Consider the following 18,481-nt stretch of genomic DNA (forward strand, 5'->3'; position numbering starts at 1 on the left):
GCGGTGTACCCGGGCGCTGTCGCGCAGCGCGGCAAGGGAGTGCTGCGCGCGTTCAACGACGTCGGCGTCCTCACCGCGGCCGACGTGCACGTCGCCCTCCGACTCGGCGCGCTCGGCGGGGAACGGGACGAACTGGCGCTGTTCGCCGTGGCACTCGCCGTGCGCGCGGTGCGCGTCGGCTCGGTGTGCCTGGACCTGACCCGCCTGCGCGACGTCACGGCCGACGACGGGGTCGACACGGACGCTCTGCCGTGGCCGGACGACGCGGCGGTCGTGGCCGCCCTCCGGGCGAGCCCACTCGTCCTGGGCGGGGAGAGCGGTCCGCTGCGACCGGTGCTCGTGGTGGACACCGCGGACGGCCCGTTGCTCTACCTGCAGCGGTACTACCTGCAGGAGAAAGTGATCCGGGACGTGCTGGCGGCGCGCGCACTCGACGCGCCGGCCGTCGACGTGGAGGCGGTGCGGCAGGGACTGGCCACCTACTTCCCGAGCACCGAGGTGCCCGACAGGCAGCGCATCGCGGCGGCACTCGCGGTGACCGGGTGGACCACCGTCATCGCGGGCGGCCCCGGAACGGGCAAGACGCACACGGTCGCGCGCATTCTCGCTCTGCTCACCGCAGTGCACGGCCCCGGTCTACGGATCGGGCTCGCCGCGCCGACCGGGAAAGCGGCTGCGCGACTGCAGGAGTCGGTGGCCGAGCAGGCACCGGAACTCGGACTGCGAGACGACATCCCGGCGATGACGGTGCATCGGCTGCTGGGCTGGCAGCCCGGCAGCCGCAGTCGGTTCCGCCACGACGCACACAACAGGCTCCCGTACGACGTGGTCGTCGTCGACGAGACGTCCATGGTGTCGTCCACGCTGATGAGCCGACTCATGGAGGCGGTCCGCGCCGACACCAGGCTCGTACTGGTCGGCGATCCCGACCAGCTGACCTCGGTGGACGCGGGCGCGGTGTTGGCCGACCTGGTCGCGCGGCCGGTGACGGCGGCGTTGCCGGAGGTGGTCACCGCCCTGGTGGGCGCCGACCTCGGGTCCGTCCCGGCGGCGGGGGACTCGTCGGAGAAGAGTCTCTCGACGGGCGAGGTGCGCCGACTCGCCGCGGGCACCGTGCGACTGAGCCGCGGGCGTCGGTTCGGCGGTGTCATCGCCGATCTCGCCGTCGCTGTGCGTGACGGCGACGAGGACGAGGTGGTGCGCCTGCTGAACTCGGGCGATCCCGCCCTCGAGTTCGGTCCGCGGTCCGACGTGTCGTCGCTCGAACGCGATGTGGTCTCGACCGCCCGGGCCGTGACCGCGGCCGCCGCGTCCGGTGATGCGGCCGCGGCCCTCGCTGCTCTCGAGCGGCACCGCCTGTTGTGCGCGCACCGTGAGGGCCCCTCCGGTGTGGATCACTGGGCACGGTGGGCGATGGACCGCGTGGGCGCCGACACCTCGACCTTCCTCGACGCCGCACAGTGGTATCTCGGGCAACCGCTCCTGGTGACGACGAACGACCACGACAACCGTATCTACAACGGCGACACCGGCGTGGTCGTCGACGACGGACACGGCGGCGTGGTCGCCGCGTTCGCGCGCGGGTCGACTCCGTTCCTCGTTCATCCCAGCAGGCTGTCGGCCGTACAGACGGTGTACGCCATGACGATTCACCGCAGTCAGGGAAGTCAGTACGACACCGTCTCGGTGGTCATCCCGGACGAGACGTCGTCGCTGTTGACGAGGGAACTGCTGTACACGGCCATCACGCGCGCCCGCCGCACCGTGCGCATCATCGGCAGCGAGGAGTCGGTGCGCGCCGGTGTCCGTCGCCGGGTGCTGCGGGCCAGCGGACTGCGTCGCGACTCGCCGGTGCCCTTCGGTCACTCCTGATCCACCGCGCGCGCGGCGTCTCGTGGCAGTCGGTTCTCCGAGTACTGCCCGCACGTCGTGCGTGTGCGCTATATTCTCCTCGACTGCGGTCGGGGGGACCGTTACAGGCGGTGAAAACAGGACGGGGGACAGGGTATGAGGAGTCGTCACCACCTGCCCGTCGTCCGGTCCACCTCGGCACCGAGCCACGACGAGCTCGCCTAGTGTCCACATTCCTCACCCCGGGCGTCGAACACGAACCGCGACCGCACCGCCGCGGGTTGTTCGGCTCGCACCCCGGGACCACCGAGAGCGAGGATCGGCGGGTTCTGTCCGGCGCTCTCCCCGTCCGACACCGCATCGTGATCGCCGACATCGGTCTCGGCGAGATCCTCGGCAGCGATGCGCTGGCCGGGATGTCCGCCGCGGTCGGCGAGCGTCGGCCGGGGGGCGTGATCGCCTGGGATCTGGCCGGTGAGGCCACCGGGCACGGTGCCGCCGCGCAGATCGCCGAGGACGTCGAGGCCCTGGTGGCGCCCGAGTGCGATCCGCGAGCACTGTCCCACTACGTCGACACCCGGCCCGAAGGGCACGATGCTCTCGGAGCGGATGCGTCGCTGCAGGACCCGCACGCCATCGAGGCCGTTCTGACCGTCCTGACGCACCACCGGCAGACCGTCGTCGTGCACGCCCGCAGCGACGAGCCGTACTTCGTCGCGATGATCGACGACGCGGACTCGATCGTCGTCCCGATTCCCCATTCCGAGGCCGCGGCACTGCGCGTCGTGGCACTGATGGACTCGCTCCGCGGCAGCGGCCGAGACTCCTGGTCGGATCGCATCGTCGTCGTCAAACACGATGCGGTACATGCCGGTTCGCGGTCCGGCTCCACGGATCTGCGACGCGTGCTCGGGGATGCGGGCGTCCGCACCGTGCTGGACGTGCCGTCCACGTCGGACTCCGATGCGGACGTTCGCCGCGCTTGGTCGCACGTCGCCGCCGTCGTGATGCGGACGCGCGGGCCGGTACGCCCGATCGTTCCCGACGCGCACCCGGGTCTGCACGCCGACGACCACACACCCTCCTTCGACAGCACGACGGCGACACTGCGCGCGCGCTCTGCCGACACCCGGCCGAGTCGTCGCAGCGGGCGACTTCCCGCCCTCGCCGCCCTCGGTGCCCTTCTCGTCGCGGGAGGACTCGGCACCGCCGTCATGATGCAGCGCGCCCCCGCGGATTCCGCACCGGTCCCGGTCGCCACCGCGGGTGTCGGTGCGGACGCGGCCGATCAGACCGCGTCGGCGGCGCCGCCGCCGATCGATGCTGCCCGCGCGAGTGGTCCCGCCGTGATCGTGCGCTACGACGATCTGTACTACCGAGATCGCGACGCCGCAGCGGCCGCAGCGCTCTGGGATCTGTCCGACACGGCCGGTGTGGACGCCACGGTGGCCGATCTGCAGCGATCCATCGACGCGGTGGACCCGGCGATACGGCACCGCATCGACGTGGCGCCCACCTCCGACCCGCTCGTCTTCGACGCCGTCCTGACACTCACGGTTCCGGACGGCCGGGAGTTCCGGTACGACCAGCAGTTCACAGTGCGGGAGGACGACGACGGCTTCGCCATCGTCCGCAAGATCGACTGCACCGGCGTCTGTCCCGCTCCGTGACCCGTCTTCCGGCCCTCCTCCCGCCACGACTCGAGAGAGACACACGATGACGCACCGCGCGCCCGTACGCCGCCGACGCACAGTGGGATCCGGTCTCGCCGCGAGTGCGATGGCCGTGGGTGCCTGGGGGCTGGTGACCTGCGCGTCCGTCCTCGTCGCTCCCGCGGCGTCCGCTGCTCCGACATCGGTGAACGACGAACCGAACACGGCGGCGGAGAAGGTCGCCGAGAGCAGGCGTCGCGACGAGTTGTCGCAGAAGGAGCGTGCCGCAGAGGACGCGGAACGCGAACGCCAGGAGAAGGAAGCGAAGCAGGCAGCCGACGATCTCGCGGCGCAGGAAGCCGACGAGCGGAGAGAGCGGCGAGAGGACCAGGCCGCAGCCGTGCAGAACGGCACCGCGCCGGCGCCGGCACCGTTCGTCTTCCAGCTTCCGCCGCTCCCGTTCGAGATCCCCGGCGTCACGCCGCCCGCCCCGGCGGTCACGGCACCCGAGCCGGTCGCGCCGCCGGTCGACACGGCACCGCCGCCCCCCGGGACGCCCCCGGCTCCGGTGGTGGACGACATCGCCGACGTCGTCGAGGTCGAGGAGGCTCCCGCGCCGACGCCGGCCGTCACGGCACCTGCCGCGCCGGCACCGGTTCCCGAGCCGGACCCCGCACCGTCGCGCCCCGACCCGACACCGGGTCCCGGCCCCGCGCCGCTCCCCGGCACTCCGCAGGTGCAGTCCGGTGGTCATGGGCCGCACACCGGCCCCGATCCGGATCGCGACCCGATCGATCCTCCGTCGCCGCCTCCCGGTGACGACGACGAGCCCCGTCAGCCGTCGCCGAGAGCTGCGACGATGAGCAACCCGGCTCCGCCGTCGGTGAGCAACCCGGCTCCGCCGTCGGCGAGCGACACCGCGCCGCAGTCGGTGCAGCCGTCCGGAGAAGGTCGGCATGCGGCACCCGACCCGGGCTGGACGAATCCCGTTCCCGGACGCTGACCCGTCACCGACGAAGTACGAGAATGCCGTTCACGTCGGAGACGACCGAGTAACCGTCCGCGAGAGCTGCACTGATCGCCGTGTTGTCGCCCGACTCGTCCTTGGGCCACCCGGCGGGCCGGCCGATGTTCACGACGATCCAGTCCGGTGTCGTGGAATCGGTCTCCCGCTGCGGGAACACCGAGACGGGGTGGTCGGACACGAACTGCGGGACCAGGTTGTTGGAGGCCGACACGCGGTCCCCTGGCGGTATGGATGCCGACACGGCTCTCGCGGTGGTCACCTGCGGGTCGACGCGCCACCCGTCGGCGTCGGCGAGCCGAGCCAGCGGCTGGAAGGGCAGCGCGACCAGAGCGACGGCGGCGACGGCGGCGAGCACCACTCTCTGGGCACGCGGTGACAGGTGCATGTCGCGCCGACCGCGAATGAGTGCATCGATCAACGCGGCGAACAGGATCGGCATCAGGATCGCGTTGTAATGGAAGATCGGCTTCCAGAAATTGGTGTTGTCGCTGAGGAACCGCCATGCGACGGTGGGTACTGCCACCAGCGTCAACGGTGACCGCAGTGCTGCGAAGCCGGTGACGGCCAACAGCAGTAGCACGGTCGCGGCACGCGAGTCCCCGCTGACGAGACCGTGTGTCGTGTCGGCGATGCCCTCACCGAGGGGCGGAAGTTTCGAACCCTGACCGTAGGCGTCGTCGGCGCTCAGCAGCGGTATGACCACCGTGATGGCCAGCACGATCCACGCCGCGCCCCACGCGGCCGTCGCCAGGCCCAGAATCCGTGTGCGACCCGTGGTCCACCAGGCGATCAGGGCGCCGATCACGATGACGGTCAGCCCCATGTCCTCCTTGACGAAGACGAGCGGGAGCGTCCACGCCACCGCGGCACGCCAGTGCCCCTGGCCGAGCGCTGCCATGGCGAAGGCCAGCATCGGGACGCCGAAGGCGATCTCGTGGAAGTCGAAGTTCAGTGCCGACTGCAGGCCCCACGACAGTCCGTAGCCGAGGGCCACCACGATGCCCGCGACGGTGCCGAGGCTGCGGCACGCCCACCGGGAGAGGGGCACGACACCCACGGCGAACAGGACGCCCTGGGCGATCAGCAGGGTCTCGGGGACAGGGGCGAGTCGGTAGAAGGGCGCGAGCAGTGCGGTGATCGGAGAGAAGTGATCACCGAGCGTGTTGTAGCCCGTGCCCAGCAGATCCGACGTCGGCGCGTCGAGGCGTGCGTACGAGGCGATCTGCTGCACGAAGATGCCGAGGTCGAAACCGGAGGTGCGCAGCTGGTGCTGACCGACGACGGACAGTGCGCTGTAGAGCGGGGCGAGCAGGAGGAAGGCGATCGCCGGGACCGCGATGTCCGCGCGGCGGGCGCGACGCAGCATCTCCTGCGGTCGGCGCGCCCCGCCGGACGGGGCGGCCGCTGCAGTCTCCGCAGAAGGTCTGGTTGCCGTCACAGGAGATAATTTCTACACGAACTTCGTGTGATCAGGCTGTGAACGCGAGGTGCGGCCGCCCCGGCTCAGCACGTCAGCGGCTCACCGCCTTGGTGTAGCGATGGATGGCGAACGGTACGAAGACGATCAGGATGAGGATCGACCATCCCACCGTCGCGAGCACCGGGTGTTGGAGTGGCCACGCGTCCGGAGGCGGCATCGTCGGGTTCGTGTTCCCGAACAGCACCCGGCTCGCCTGCGTGATGGCGGAGACAGGATTCCACTCGGCGATGGGTTGCAGGATCCCGGGCAGATCCTGACTCTGCACGAACGTGTTGGCGATGAACGTCAGCGGGAAGATGACGATGAAGCTGGCGTTGTTGAACACCTCGGGCGTCCGGATCCACAGCCCGATCACCGCCATCACCCAGGACAGTGCGTAGGCGAAGAGCAGCAGCAGACCGAATCCTGCCGCGGCCTCCCAGAACGACGACCGGATGCGCCAGCCGACCAGCAGACCGGTCAGGGACATCACGACCAGGCTGATGACGTTGATGACGATGTCGCTGCTGGTCCGTCCGACGAGCACCGCGGACGGAGCCATGGGCAGGGAGCGGAAGCGGTCGATGATGCCCTTCTGCATGTCCTCCGCGAGCCCGAGGCCGGTCCACGTGGACCCGAAGATGACGGTCTGCGCGAAGATGCCGGCGATGAGGAACTCGCGGTAGGACATGCCGGGGATCTCGATGGCCGACCCGAAGATGTACGCGAAGACCAGGACGAACATGATCGGCGACAGCAGCGTGAAGACGATGAGGTCGGGGACGCGCTTGATCTTGATGAGGTTGCGTCGGGCGATGGTCGCGCCGTCGCTCAGCGCCGTGGCGGGTGAGTTCATCGGGCCGTCTCCTGTCCGCTGGGCTGCTGGTCGGCCGCGTCGGGCCGGGTCGGCGTCTGGCCGGTGAGAGTGAGGAAGACGTCGTCGAGGCTGGGCTTGCCCAGCGAGGCGTCGGCAGGGGTGACGCCGTTCTCGCGGAGCAGGACCAGCGCGTCGACGAACGTGGTGGTCCCGTCGTCCGCGCCGACCGTGAGCCGCCGGGACGCGGCGTCGGAGGTGACCTGACCCGGTGCGAAACGCTCCATGACGCTCTGCGCCGTCGTCAGATCGCCGTCCGTGTCGAAGGCGAACTCCAGCCTGGCCCCGCCCACCCGCGACTTCAGTTCGTCGGCGGTGCCGCGCTCGATGACGCGACCACGATCGATCACCGCGATCTCGTCGGCCAGCTGGTCCGCTTCCTCGAGGTACTGGGTGGTGAGGAGCAGGGTCGTCCCGCCCTGCACCAGTTCCTCGATCACCGACCACAGCTCGAGGCGGGCGCGAGGATCGAGCCCGGTGGTGGGCTCGTCGAGGAAGAGGACCGGTGGATCGGCGACGAGGGCGCCCGCCAGGTCCAGGCGTCGGCGCATCCCACCCGAGTAGCCCTTGACCGGCCGGTCGGCCGCCTCGACGAGGTCGAATCGTTCGAGCAGTTCACGTGCCCGATCACGGCTGCGCTTCTTCCCGAGGTGGTACAGCCGACCGACCATGTCGAGGTTCTCGAAGCCCGTCAGGTACTCGTCCACCGCGGAGTACTGACCCGAGACGCCGATGCGCGAGCGGAGTTCCGCCGCGTCGGCGACGACGTCGAGGCCCGCCACCCGTGCGGTGCCGGCGTCGGCCCGCAGCAGTGTGGTGAGCACGCGGATGGTGGTGGTCTTCCCGGCTCCGTTGGGCCCGAGCAGTGCCATGACCGTGCCCTCGGGCACCTCGAGATCGAGACCGTCGAGTGCGTCGACGCCCCCGTACCGTTTGACGAGGCCGACCGCGCTGATGGCGGTGGCACCCGAACTGCGTGAGGCCATGAGACTTCCCTTCCGGACGTGACACGACGATGCGCCCGTCGGGTGTGACTCGGCCGAGCGTCGGAACTCATCACAGCACGCAGGTACGACACGGTCGGGTTTCCGCGGAGTCCGCATCGGCTACTCCCTGTGCAGGTGACGCGCGGCCCGACTCGGTCGGCGCGCACGGCTCATGAAGAGGGGTACAACGTGTCCGAGTACGACTACGTCATCGTCGGTGGAGGAATGGTGGCCGACAACGCCGCCAAGGGGATCCGCGAGCACGACGAGAACGGCACCATCCTCGTCGTCGGCTCCGACGTCGACGGTCCCTACACCCGCCCCGCGCTGAGCAAGAAGCTGTGGACCGACGCGGAGTTCACCACCGACGAGGTGCCGTTGGGCACCGAGGAGACGGGTGCGACGCTGGTGCTGTCGACGACGGTCACGTCGATCGATCGCGACGCCCGCACGGTGACCACCGACAAGGGGGACACCCACCACTACGGATCGCTGTTGCTGGCGACCGGGGCGACCCCGACGACGCTGGACCTGCGTCCGTCCGAGCGGGTCGTCTACTTCCGCACCTTCGCGGACTACCGGCGCCTGCGGGCGCTGGCGACGGAGGGCACCCACATCGTCGTGGTGGGCGGTGGTTACATCGGCACCGAGATCGCCGCGGCGCTCGCGCAGAACAAGGTCACCGTCACCCTGGTCAGCAGTGACGACGTGGTGGGCGGCCACATGTTCCCCGCGGACCTCGCGTCGGTGTTCCAGCAGGACTTCGAGGACCACGGCGTCACGGTCCGCACGGGTGTCAAGGTCGACTCCGGTGCGCAGCAGGGCAATGCGGTGTCGCTGACCCTCAGCGACGGCTCCACGATCGATGCCGACGCGGTGGTCTTCGGGCTCGGCGTGACGCCGAACACCGACCTCGCGGAGCAGTCGGGGCTCGACGTCGACAACGGCATCGTGGTCGACGAGTTCCTGCGCACGGCGGACGAGCACGTCTACGCCGCGGGCGACGTCGCCAACTACCCCGACGCGATCCTGGGCCGTCGTCGCATCGAGCACGTGGACAACGCCAACAGCATGGGAAAGACGGTCGGCAAGATCATGGCCGGCTCCACCGAGCCGTACACGTACACGCCGTACTTCTACTCCGACGTGTTCGACAACGGTTACCAGGCGGTGGGCACGATGAGCACCGACCTCAGGACGGTCGAGGACTGGAAGACGCCAGGCAAGGAGGGTGTCGTGTACTACCTCGACGACGACTCCGTGCTGCGCGGTGTGCTGATGTGGAACGTGTGGGAAGGACTCGACACCGCGCGCGAGATGCTGAAGAGCGGCGAGAAGCGCGACGACGAGTCCCTGCTCGGCGCGATCTGACGACCACCCCTCACCCCGCCGCGTCGGCGGGGTGAGGGCGTCTCAGTACTGCACCAACGGGTCCGCGCGCCGCAGGTCCTCCACCGAGACCGCGCGGCCCGCGGCGTCGGCGAGGGGAACGCGCCAGTTCCGATACTGGGTCTCGTCGGTTCCCGGCTGGTTCTGGATGCGGTGCTCGCCGACCATGTCCACCAGTGCCACTCCGATCAGCAGGGACGGGCTGCGCTGGATCAGCCGGTACAGCGCCGCGACCGTCTCCCCGGTGGACGCACCGTCCGCGAGCAGGCCACGCTCGCGCGCGAGGTCCAGCACGGACTCACGCTGTTTCTCGTCCTGCGCACGCTCCTCGTCGACGGCTCTCTCGAGGAGGCCGAGCCGCGATCGCAGATCGATGTGCTCACCCGCCAGGTACCCGGCGGTGGGCGGCAGGTCGTGGGTGGTCACCGAGGTCAGGCACAGCTCGCGGTACTTCTCCGGGGCGATGGGGCCGTCGTCGTCCCGCTCGAACCACAGGATGGACGTGCCCAGCACGCCCCGCTCGGCCAGGTAGTCCTGAACGACGGGTTCGAAGACGCCGAGGTCCTCACCGATGACCACGGCGCCGGCCAGTTCCGCCTCGAGCGCGAGGATGCCGATGAGCGCCTCGTGGTCGTACGTGACATAGGTGCCGCCCGCGGGAGTCTCGGCATCGGTGGGGATCCACCAGAGCCGGAACAGTCCGAGGATGTGGTCGACCCGCAGCCCGCCCGCGTGCTTGAGCACGGTGCGCAGCATGTCGCGATACGGTGCGTACCCGAGTTCGGCCAGCCGGTCGGGCCGCCAGGGTGGCTGGTTCCACTGCTGCCCTTGCTGATTGAAGTCGTCCGGGGGAGCGCCGACGGTCACGCCCTCGGCCAGTGCGGAACCCAGGGACCAGGCGTCGGCACCCGAGAGCTGCACTCCCACAGCCAGATCGTGCACGACACCGATGGCCATTCCGGCCCGGTGCGCGGTGGCCTGGGCCTCGGCCAGTTGCTCGTCGCAGATCCACTGGAGCCAGCTGTGGAACTCGATGCGATGCGCGAGTTTCGCCTGCTGCCGCTGGACCCACGGCGTGCCGGGGGCGGCGGCCTTCGTCTGCCATCGCGTGTCGTCCGGCGACAGCTTCTCCGTCAGTGCGCACCACGTGGCGAAGTTGTGCAGGCCCACGCCCTCCGCGGCGCGGAACTCGTCGAACGCGGCCTGGCGGGACGCGCTCCGCGGAACGAGGAAAATCGCTTCGAGCGCACGGAGTTTCGCGCGCAGAGACTTGTCCCTGTCCAGATCGTCCGTGCGACCGTCGGCGCGGTGCAGTCGGCGTGCGGTGTCGCGGATGCGGGCATACCTGTCGCGCGGCAGCATCGCTGTCTCACGGATGTTCTCGACGCGGATGTAGAGCGGATTGAAGAATCGACGGGTGGTCGGCAGATAGGGCGAGGCCTCGATCGGTGGCCGCGGCGCCGCGGCGTGCAACGGATTGACCAGGACGTAGTCCGCTCCGTGCTCGCCGCCCAGGATCGCCGCCATGTCGGCCAGATCGGCCAGATCGCCGATGCCCCACGACTGTGCGGACCGGATGGAGTAGAGCTGCGCCAGCACGCCCCATCGTTGACGATCGGACAGTGCCTCGGCGGTGGACAGACGGGCCGGCGTGACGACCAGCGTGCACGACGCCTCGAGACCGTCGTCCCCCTCCGCGCGCAGCGTGTGCCATCCGAGCGGGAGATCGACCGGGACGGCGAACGTGGCTCGGCCGACGAGGGCGCCGTCGATCTCGCGGGGGTCGACCCAGACGTCCTGCTGAGCCGCCTCGCGCGTGCCGCCGTCCTCGAGCTCGACGGTGACCGTCACGGACGTCCCGTGCGGCACGTGGACGGGAACGTGGTGGTCCTTGCCGGACGTGACCACGACGACCGCCGGCACGGTGCGCCGCCAGGGTGCCTCGTCGTGATCGACGATCGCGGTCTCGATGTCGTCGTCGCTGTCGACGGGCACGTCGAGCGCCGTCAGGACCGAGCGGAGGGTGGATTCACCGACGTCGCGGCGGGCCTTGTCCCACCCCTCGTACGACGTGGCGACGCCGTGGAGCCCGGCGAGGTGGCGTAGTCGTTCGATGTTCGTCACGCTTCGATGGTAGTGCCGCGCGGGGGTGGCCGCGGACGTGAGAACCGTGTCCCGACTCGATCTGGAACACTGGTGGCACCTGCAGAATCGGTGGGGGAGGTGGAGAACGGTGACGAGTGACCCCGCGGACATGCGTGCCCGTCGAGCGGACACCGTGCGGACCATCGCCGAGTCGACGCGCATCGAGTCGGACCGGTCCGGACGCGCTCACGAGCCGCTGTCCGACCGCGCCGCGCTGCTCGTCGCACTGGGTCGTCTCGACGAGGAGACGCGCGGCATCGCGCTCGCGCGCCTGCGCGCCGGCCGGAAGTTCCCCGCACTGGGCGGATTCGGCACCCTGCGGCTGATCACGGAGGAGCTGCACTGGATCGACGGTCGCACGGCCGTACTGCGCACCGGGCCCACGCGCCTGGCTCTGCTGCAACGGCACGTGCTGCTCGAACGTCGACTGGGGTCGTACCGCACGCGGTTCGTGATGAGTTCCGGTCACTACGCGTCGGGGGTCCGCGCGATCCGCCGGGAGCGGCGCGAGGGCATCCACCTCGACGTCGACCAGCGCACCGCCCTCTTCGAGGCGTTGCGGCACACGCCGACTCCGCTCGGTGTCGGACCCGGTCCACTCTCGCGAGCCCGAGGGATACTCGGCGGCGCCGCAGCGGAGCGCCTCGACACGCTGCACGCGCGGGGCGCCGACGTCGTCCGCACCCTCGCGGGCACGGACGCGGATCGGTTCGCCGATCGCTACGACATTCTGCTGTTCCTCGCCGGGATGTACCACGACCGGATCCTCTCCTCGCGGATCTGGCGCTCGGACCTGTTCGCGGTGGCCCGGGCGCAGCTCGACCCGGGAACCGAACTGGTGCAGATCGCGGTGGACGTGGTCGCACTCGCCCAGTTGGACGCGGAACTCACCGCGGCCTTCGAGGCGCAGGGGGACACGGTGGACGAGGAGGGTCGACGCGAGGTGCTCGTGCGCCGAGCCGATCTCATCCCGGTGTGGGATCAGGTGATCGACCGGGTCGCCGCGTTGTCACGCGTGGTCGACGAGATCGCGGTGGCGGAGATCGAGCACCGGAGCCTGGACGCCGTGCAGCGCACCGTGGGCCTCGACCAGCGCATCGACGATCTCATCTCCCGGTCCGGTACGCGGGAGATCTCGGCCGACAACACCCATTCGGTGTCCGATCAGATCTCGCGGGACACGCTCTGACGTGCGCCCGTGCCTTCGTCCTGTTTGGAACGAGTCGGATCGGTGAAAGCACGGTAGTACGCGGTCGACCTCTGAGCGCGTGACCCGCGCCGGAAGGACGACCTCCATGCCAGCAGTACTCGAACGCGCCCGTATCGTCGCGCCACCGGGATGGAGCCGCTGGCTCATTCCGCCGGCCGCCCTCGCGATTCATCTCGCGATCGGCCAGGCCTACGCGTGGAGCGTGTTCAAGGCCGCCATCTCCTCCGACACCGCCATGGGACTGAGCGGGACGATGACCGCGATCCCGTTCCAGCTGGCCATCGTCATGCTCGGCCTCTCCGCAGCCGTGCTCGGGACGAAGGTGGAGACGCACGGTCCGCGGTGGGCCATGACGATGTCGCTCCTCTTCTTCTGCTCCGGGCTGCTCATCTCCGCCCTCGGCATGAGCCTCGACCAGTTCTGGTTGGTGATCGTCGGATACGGACTCGTCGGCGGCATCGGCCTCGGCATCGGGTACATCTCCCCGGTCTCCACGCTGATCAAGTGGTTCCCCGATCGCCCGGGCATGGCGACGGGTATCGCGATCATGGGATTCGGCGGCGGCGCCCTGGTGGCCTCGCCCCTGACCACCAAACTCCTGTCCGCGTACGGCGGCAACACCGATGCCTCGATCGCCACGACGTTCCTCACGCTCGGCCTCGGCTACGCCGTCTTCATGGCGCTCGGCGTCGTGCTGATCCGGGTTCCCGCCGACGACTGGAAGCCGGCCGGGTGGACGCCACCGCAGACCCCGGCGGGTCAGCACACCGCACGCGTGTCCGCGGCGAACGCCGTCAAGACCCCGCAGTTCTGGTTGCTGTGGATCGTGTTGTGCTTCAACGTCACCGCCGGCATCGGTATCCTCGAGCGCGCCGCGGGCATCTACACCGACTTCTTTCCCGACCCCACCGCCCCGGAATCCGTGGTGGCAGCGGCCGCGGGCTTCGTCGCGTTCCTCTCGCTGACGAACATGCTCGGCCGGTTCGTGTGGTCGTCGGTGTCCGACCTGGTGGGTCGCAAGAACATCTATCGTCTCTACCTCGGTGTGGGCGCGCTTCTCTATCTGTACATCTCGCTCTTCACGAACACGAACAAGGTCCTGTTCCTCGTCAGCGCGATGGTCATCCTGTCGTTCTACGGTGCAGGCTTCGCCACGGCGCCCGCCTACCTGCGTGACCTGTTCGGCACCTATCAGGTCGGTGCCATCCACGGACGACTGTTGACGGCCTGGTCGGTCGCGGGCGTGCTCGGACCACTGATCGTCAACGCGATCGCCGACCTCGGCGAGGAGGGAACCACCGGACGGTACGTTCCCGCGTTCGTGACGATGATCGTCCTGCTGTCCATCGGCTTCGTCGCGAACGAACTGATCAAGCCCGTGGATCCGAAGTACTCGGAGCCGGACCCGGAGGCGACGACGCCGGGCACTGCGACCGACGAGGGTACGAACGACAAGAACGAGGCGACGGTATGAGCGAGACGAGGCAGGGCGCGCGTGTGCCCGTCGTGGTGGTGTCCTGGCTGTGGGTCGGGGTTCCCTTCGCCTGGGGTGTCTACGAGCTGATCCTCAAGGCCAAGAACCTCTTCGGTGCGTGACCGGAGCGTCGAACTCTGGCCTCGCCCGCCTGTTCTGCCGCGCCCCGTGATCATGGACCAGCGGTGGGAACGCCTCGTGTTCCTGCACTGGCGTGTCGCCCCGGACGTCGTCGCGCCGTTGCTGCCTCGCGGCATCGTCGCCGACACGATGGACGGGTACACCTATGTCGGACTGATCGGCTTCGAGATGGTGGGGGCCGGGTTGGGGTACGGCCGACCGGTACCGCGACTCGGAACCTTCGGCGAGATCAACGTGCGGCTCTACAGCCGCGACGGTGACGGTCGCCGAGGGGTCGTGTTCCGTTCTCTCGACGCCACCCGTGCCGCAGTGGTGCTGGCCACGAACGCGGCGGGGGTGCCGTATCGCTGGTCGCACATCGACATCGTCGACGACGGTGATCCTCGGAACCGGGTCGTCGGCTACCGCTCTCGGCGACTGGCACCGCCGCACCGTGGTGCGACGACCGACTTCACCGTGTCCCCCGGCGACACCGACATGTCCGACGATCCGCTGTCGGTGTTCCTCACCGCTCGGTGGGGGATGCACACGTCCGTCGCGGGCCGACCCGTCTTCGTCCCCAACACCCACCGCCGGTGGCCGCTGCGCGCGGCGACCCTGGTGCGCTGCGACGACCAGCTCATGGCCGCGGCGGGCGTGGGGGACCTGGCCTCCCGTCCGCCGGACTCCGTGCTGTACTCCGACGGAGTCCGGACGCAGTTCGGCCGTCCCTACGCCGCGACACCGGTGCGCGACTAGATGTAATGGCCAGGGACGTTGTGGACGGCGTGGCGACAACAGATAGGTGAGGACCTCCGGTATCGGTGTGGTTACCACAACTGCACCGACAACCGAGAGGTCCTCGTGTCCCACGCTAACGCCTCCCTCACCCCGAAGGGACGATTGAAGCTCGCGAGTTCGATCGTCGACGACCACTGGTCCATCCGGCGGGCCGCCGAACGCTTCCAGGTCTCACCGACCACCGCCAAGAAGTGGGCCGACCGGTACCGGGCCGGCGGGGCGCCGGCGATGATCGACCGGTCCAGCCGGCCCCGCCGCAGCCCCGCGCGCACACCGAGACGCACCGAACGACGAATCGTGGCGCTGCGCTTCACCAACCGGTGGGGACCGTACCGGATCGCCTACCACCTGCACCTGCCGCGCAGCACCGTCTCCGCGGTCCTGGCCCGCTACCGGATGCCGCTGCTGCGCCACCTCGACCAGAACACCGGCCTGGCGGTGCGCCGCCCCGCACCCCGCCGCTACGAACACCCCGCCCCCGGCGACCTGATCCACATCGACATCAAGAAACTCGGCCGGATCCCCGACGGCGGCGGGCACCGCACACTCGGCCGCACGATCGGCAACCGGCACAACAAGAAACAAGGCCGCGGCTACGCGTTCGTCCACCACGCCGTCGACGACCACTCCCGGCTCGCCTACTCCGAGATCCTCGGTGACGAACGCAAGGAGACCGCCGCCGGGTTCTACCGGCGCGCCGCCGCGTACTTCACCGACCACGGCATCACCATCGCCAGAGTGCTCACCGACAACGGATCCTGTTACCGGTCAACACTGTTCGCCGAAGCGCTCGGATCGGTGGTGCACAAGCGCACCCGCCCCTACCGACCGCAGACCAACGGCAAAGTCGAACGGTTCAACCGCACCCTGAACCAGGAATGGGCCTACGCCCACACCTACCTCTCCGACGAAGCCCGCGCAGCGACCTACCAGGACTGGGTCCATCACTACAATCACCACCGACCCCACACAGGCATCGACGGCAAGTCACCCATCGAGCGACTCACCGTCCACAACCTCCCCGCGAAGAACAACTAGATCAGTCCATGGCGCGGCGGGTGCGCCCCGGTCAGCGCGTACCGGCCGACGTGCTGAGTCTTCCATCGCACAGGGTCGTGGAGCGTGTGGGTCCTCGCGTCGCGCCACAGCCTGTCCAGCCGTAGAGAGGCTGCGGCACTGCGAGTTCCGCCCGCGTCGAACAGTGCCGTGGTGGCGTCGAGGGACGCACGCGCCGAGGCGACCTTGGCCGCTGCTGTCGCGATGGAGGCCGCCGCGGCGCTGTCCGGTGTGAGCTCGCGCTCGGCCACGTCGATCGCCTCGCCGGCCTCGCGCACGAGCGCCTCGGCCCCGCGCACCCCGATCTCCACCTCGCCGAACTGCTGCAGCAGCAACGGATCCCGGTCGGCCGTCGCCACGTCGGCGTCCACCGGAGGGCGAGCGACGACCACGACCTCGCGAGCGGTGTCGACGGCGGCGCGGGCGATGCCGGCGTCGATGGCGGCGTGCAGCAGCTGAGCGCGCGCCCCGTAGGTGGTCGCGTCGTCGAACAGGGCGGAGTACGGCACGAGGGAGTCGGCGGGCACCACGACGTCCGTCAGGGTCACGGTGCCGCTGGCCGTCGTGCGCTGCCCGAGCCCGTCCCAGTCGTCCTCGACGAGCACCCCGGGTGCGTCCGCCGGGATGTAGGCCAGCACCTTTCGGCTCTGATCACCCTGCTCGCCGGGGCTCGCCTGCACGCCGCGGACCACCAACCAGTGTGCGAAGAGCGCGCCCGTCGAGTAGTACTTGGTGCCGTTCAGCGACGAGGTGCCGTCCGGACGGGACGTCACCGTGGTCCGGTCGACCGCGATGGAGGGTGTGCCGCGCTCGCTCTGGGCGTTGGCGAAGCGGCGACCGGCGAGGGCCTCGGCGAAGAAGCGTCGCTGTTGCTCCGTCGATCCCTGTCGCCGCAGCGCGTCGAGAAAGGTCATGTGGCTCTGCGGTATCTGCGCGATGCTGGCGTCCCCGCGAGCGAGCGAGAGGAACACCGAGGCGAGGGTGCGCGCCGAGACCGGCCTGCCGCCGAACTCCGCGGGCACGGTGATGCCCAGCAGCCCCGACGCGGACAGCAGGTCCAGTTCCGGGCCGGGCAGCCGTCGATCGCGGTCACGTTCGATCGCGGACGGGGCGATCTTCGCCCCGAGCGCGGCGGCGACGGCCAGCGCAGCGTCGTCGTCGAGCACCGGCGGCAGGGTCTTCGGGCCGGGTTCGGTGGTCATCGGGCGGGGAGGAACGGGGTGTGGCCGGTGGCGCGTGCCGCGGCGCCGCCGGAGAACAGTCCGCGGCTGCGCAGCTGGGGAATGACACCCTCGCCGAACCAGTACAGCTCCTCGAGATGTGGATAACCGGAGAGAACGAACTCGTCGATGCCGACGGCCGCGTACTCCGCGATGCGATCGGCCACCTCGGTGTGGCTCCCGACGAGGGCCGTTCCGGCTCCGCCGCGCACCAGGCCGACACCAGCCCACAGGTTGGGGGAGATCTCGAGTGCGCGCGGGTCCTTCCAGGACCCGGTCCTGCGGCTCTCCTCGTGCAGGGCGAGCATCGCGCGCTGGCCCACCGACTCGCTCCGCGCCAGGTTGGACTGCGCCGTCGCGACGGCGTCCTCGCCGAGCGCCTCGACGAGCGCGCCAGCCTGCTTCCAGGCCTCCTCGGACGTGTCGCGGGTGATCACATGCAGGCGGATGCCGAAGCGCACGGTGCGTCCGCGCTCGGCCGCGAGTCCGCGGATCCACTCGATCTTCTTCGCGACGGCCGTGGTCGGCTCACCCCACGTGAGATAGACGTCGGAGTGGTCCGCCGCCACCGGGCCCGCAGCGGGAGAGGAGCCGCCGAAGTACAGCGGAGGCGTGGGGTCGGGGAGGAACGGCAGCGACGCGTCCTCGACCTGGATGTGCGTGCCCTGGTGCGTCACCGACTCGCCGCGCCAGAGGCCGCGGACGATGGTGAGGAACTCGTCCGTGCGGGCGTACCGCTCGTCCTTGGACAGGTGATCGCCGTACTGACGCTGCTCGTGAGCCTCGCCCCCGGTGACGACGTTGAGCAGGAGTCGGCCGGGCGCATGGTTGCTGAACGTCGCCGACATCTGCGCCGCGAGGGTCGGGCTGATCAGACCCGGTCGGAAGGCGATGAGGAATGCGAGCTTCTCGGTCTCGCGGGCGAGCATCGCCGTGGTGAGCCACGCGTCCTCGCACCACGCGCCGGCCGGGGTGAGTGCACCGGTGAAGCCGAACTCCTCGGCCGCGCGGCCGATGGACGACAGGTACCCGATGCTCGCGCGACGATCTCCGCCTGCGGCGCCGACTCGCGTGCCGTGTCCGCCGCCGACGATCGCCCTGCTGTCGCCGTAGGTGGGAAGGAACCAGTGCAGGGCGAGAGAAGAGTTGTCGAGGGTCACTCGTCCCACCGTAGGACCGTCGCGGCGCCCCGCGAAGCGTTGGAATCAGGGCGATTC

At 69.8% G+C, this 18,481-nt stretch carries 15 protein-coding genes; 9 read left to right on the top strand and 6 right to left on the bottom strand.

The window, feature by feature from the left end; all coding sequences use genetic code 11:
- The first annotated feature begins 3 nt into the window (after window positions 1-3).
- From recD to HQ312_RS15465, 3 genes are all read left to right on the top strand, one after another.
- Window positions 4-1,872 (top strand): exodeoxyribonuclease V subunit alpha, encoded by a 1,869-nt coding sequence (gene recD, locus HQ312_RS15455; protein WP_037185192.1) that lies wholly within the window; start codon window positions 4-6, stop codon window positions 1,870-1,872.
- Window positions 1,873-2,075: 203 nt separating this feature from the next.
- Complete coding sequence (locus tag HQ312_RS15460; RefSeq protein WP_222639148.1) at window positions 2,076-3,521, top strand: hypothetical protein; 1,446 nt, start codon at window positions 2,076-2,078, stop codon at window positions 3,519-3,521.
- A 46-nt stretch (window positions 3,522-3,567) separates the two neighbouring features.
- A complete protein-coding gene (locus tag HQ312_RS15465) occupies window positions 3,568-4,506 on the top strand; it encodes a hypothetical protein (protein ID WP_222639149.1) in 939 nt (312 codons plus the stop codon).
- 4 nt (window positions 4,507-4,510) lie between these two features.
- On the opposite strand, the gene HQ312_RS15470 is transcribed toward HQ312_RS15465, so the two are convergent.
- The 3 genes from HQ312_RS15470 to HQ312_RS15480 all read right to left on the bottom strand — a co-directional run bounded on the left by HQ312_RS15470 (window position 4,511) and on the right by HQ312_RS15480 (window position 7,849).
- Window positions 4,511-5,968: a DUF2079 domain-containing protein gene (locus HQ312_RS15470; RefSeq protein ID WP_222632764.1), complete on the bottom strand. Its 1,458-nt coding sequence runs from the start codon at window positions 5,966-5,968 to the stop codon at window positions 4,511-4,513.
- Window positions 5,969-6,041: 73 nt separating this feature from the next.
- Window positions 6,042-6,845, bottom strand: a complete 804-nt coding sequence (locus HQ312_RS15475; RefSeq protein WP_222630815.1) for an ABC transporter permease — start codon at window positions 6,843-6,845, stop codon at window positions 6,042-6,044.
- Complete coding sequence (locus HQ312_RS15480) at window positions 6,842-7,849, bottom strand: ATP-binding cassette domain-containing protein (protein ID WP_222639150.1); 1,008 nt, start codon at window positions 7,847-7,849, stop codon at window positions 6,842-6,844. Before HQ312_RS15480 ends, HQ312_RS15475 begins: the two co-directional genes overlap by 4 nt.
- Before the next feature lie 189 nt (window positions 7,850-8,038).
- On the opposite strand from HQ312_RS15480, the gene HQ312_RS15485 reads away from it, so the two are divergent.
- On the top strand, window positions 8,039-9,220 hold the full coding sequence (locus HQ312_RS15485; protein WP_308115447.1) for an FAD-dependent oxidoreductase: 1,182 nt from the start codon (window positions 8,039-8,041) through the stop codon (window positions 9,218-9,220).
- A 42-nt stretch (window positions 9,221-9,262) separates the two neighbouring features.
- Here HQ312_RS15485 and malQ read toward each other — a convergent pair whose 3' ends face one another.
- A complete protein-coding gene (gene malQ / locus HQ312_RS15490) occupies window positions 9,263-11,362 on the bottom strand; it encodes a 4-alpha-glucanotransferase (RefSeq protein ID WP_222639151.1) in 2,100 nt (699 codons plus the stop codon).
- 109 nt (window positions 11,363-11,471) lie between these two features.
- Here malQ and HQ312_RS15495 point away from each other — a divergent pair, with 109 nt between their 5' ends.
- The 5 genes from HQ312_RS15495 to HQ312_RS15510 all read left to right on the top strand — a co-directional run bounded on the left by HQ312_RS15495 (window position 11,472) and on the right by HQ312_RS15510 (window position 16,026).
- Complete coding sequence (locus HQ312_RS15495) at window positions 11,472-12,572, top strand: hypothetical protein (protein WP_222639152.1); 1,101 nt, start codon at window positions 11,472-11,474, stop codon at window positions 12,570-12,572.
- 106 nt (window positions 12,573-12,678) lie between these two features.
- Entirely contained in the window at window positions 12,679-14,067 is a 1,389-nt protein-coding gene (locus HQ312_RS15500) for an OFA family MFS transporter (protein WP_051613185.1), read from the top strand.
- Window positions 14,064-14,189, top strand: a complete 126-nt coding sequence (locus tag HQ312_RS22000) for a hypothetical protein (protein ID WP_261782345.1) — start codon at window positions 14,064-14,066, stop codon at window positions 14,187-14,189. Before HQ312_RS15500 ends, HQ312_RS22000 begins: the two co-directional genes overlap by 4 nt.
- Window positions 14,190-14,241: 52 nt before the next feature.
- Window positions 14,242-14,946 (top strand): YqjF family protein, encoded by a 705-nt coding sequence (locus HQ312_RS15505; RefSeq protein ID WP_222639220.1) that lies wholly within the window; start codon window positions 14,242-14,244, stop codon window positions 14,944-14,946.
- Window positions 14,947-15,051: 105 nt separating this feature from the next.
- Window positions 15,052-16,026, top strand: coding sequence for an IS481 family transposase (locus tag HQ312_RS15510; protein WP_222639153.1), 975 nt, complete (start codon window positions 15,052-15,054; stop codon window positions 16,024-16,026).
- On the opposite strand, the gene HQ312_RS15515 is transcribed toward HQ312_RS15510, so the two are convergent.
- On the bottom strand, window positions 16,023-17,246 hold the full coding sequence (locus HQ312_RS15515; RefSeq protein WP_222639154.1) for an SfnB family sulfur acquisition oxidoreductase: 1,224 nt from the start codon (window positions 17,244-17,246) through the stop codon (window positions 16,023-16,025). The genes HQ312_RS15510 and HQ312_RS15515 overlap by 4 nt on opposite strands.
- Window positions 17,243-18,424 carry an LLM class flavin-dependent oxidoreductase gene (locus HQ312_RS15520; RefSeq protein WP_285184645.1) on the bottom strand — a complete coding sequence of 394 codons (1,182 nt, stop codon included), beginning with the start codon at window positions 18,422-18,424 and terminating at the stop codon, window positions 17,243-17,245. Before HQ312_RS15520 ends, HQ312_RS15515 begins: the two co-directional genes overlap by 4 nt.
- Between the last annotated feature and the right edge of the window lie 57 nt (window positions 18,425-18,481).

This window comes from Rhodococcus sp. BP-316 (assembly GCF_019836105.1).
GTDB lineage: Bacteria > Actinomycetota > Actinomycetes > Mycobacteriales > Mycobacteriaceae > Rhodococcoides.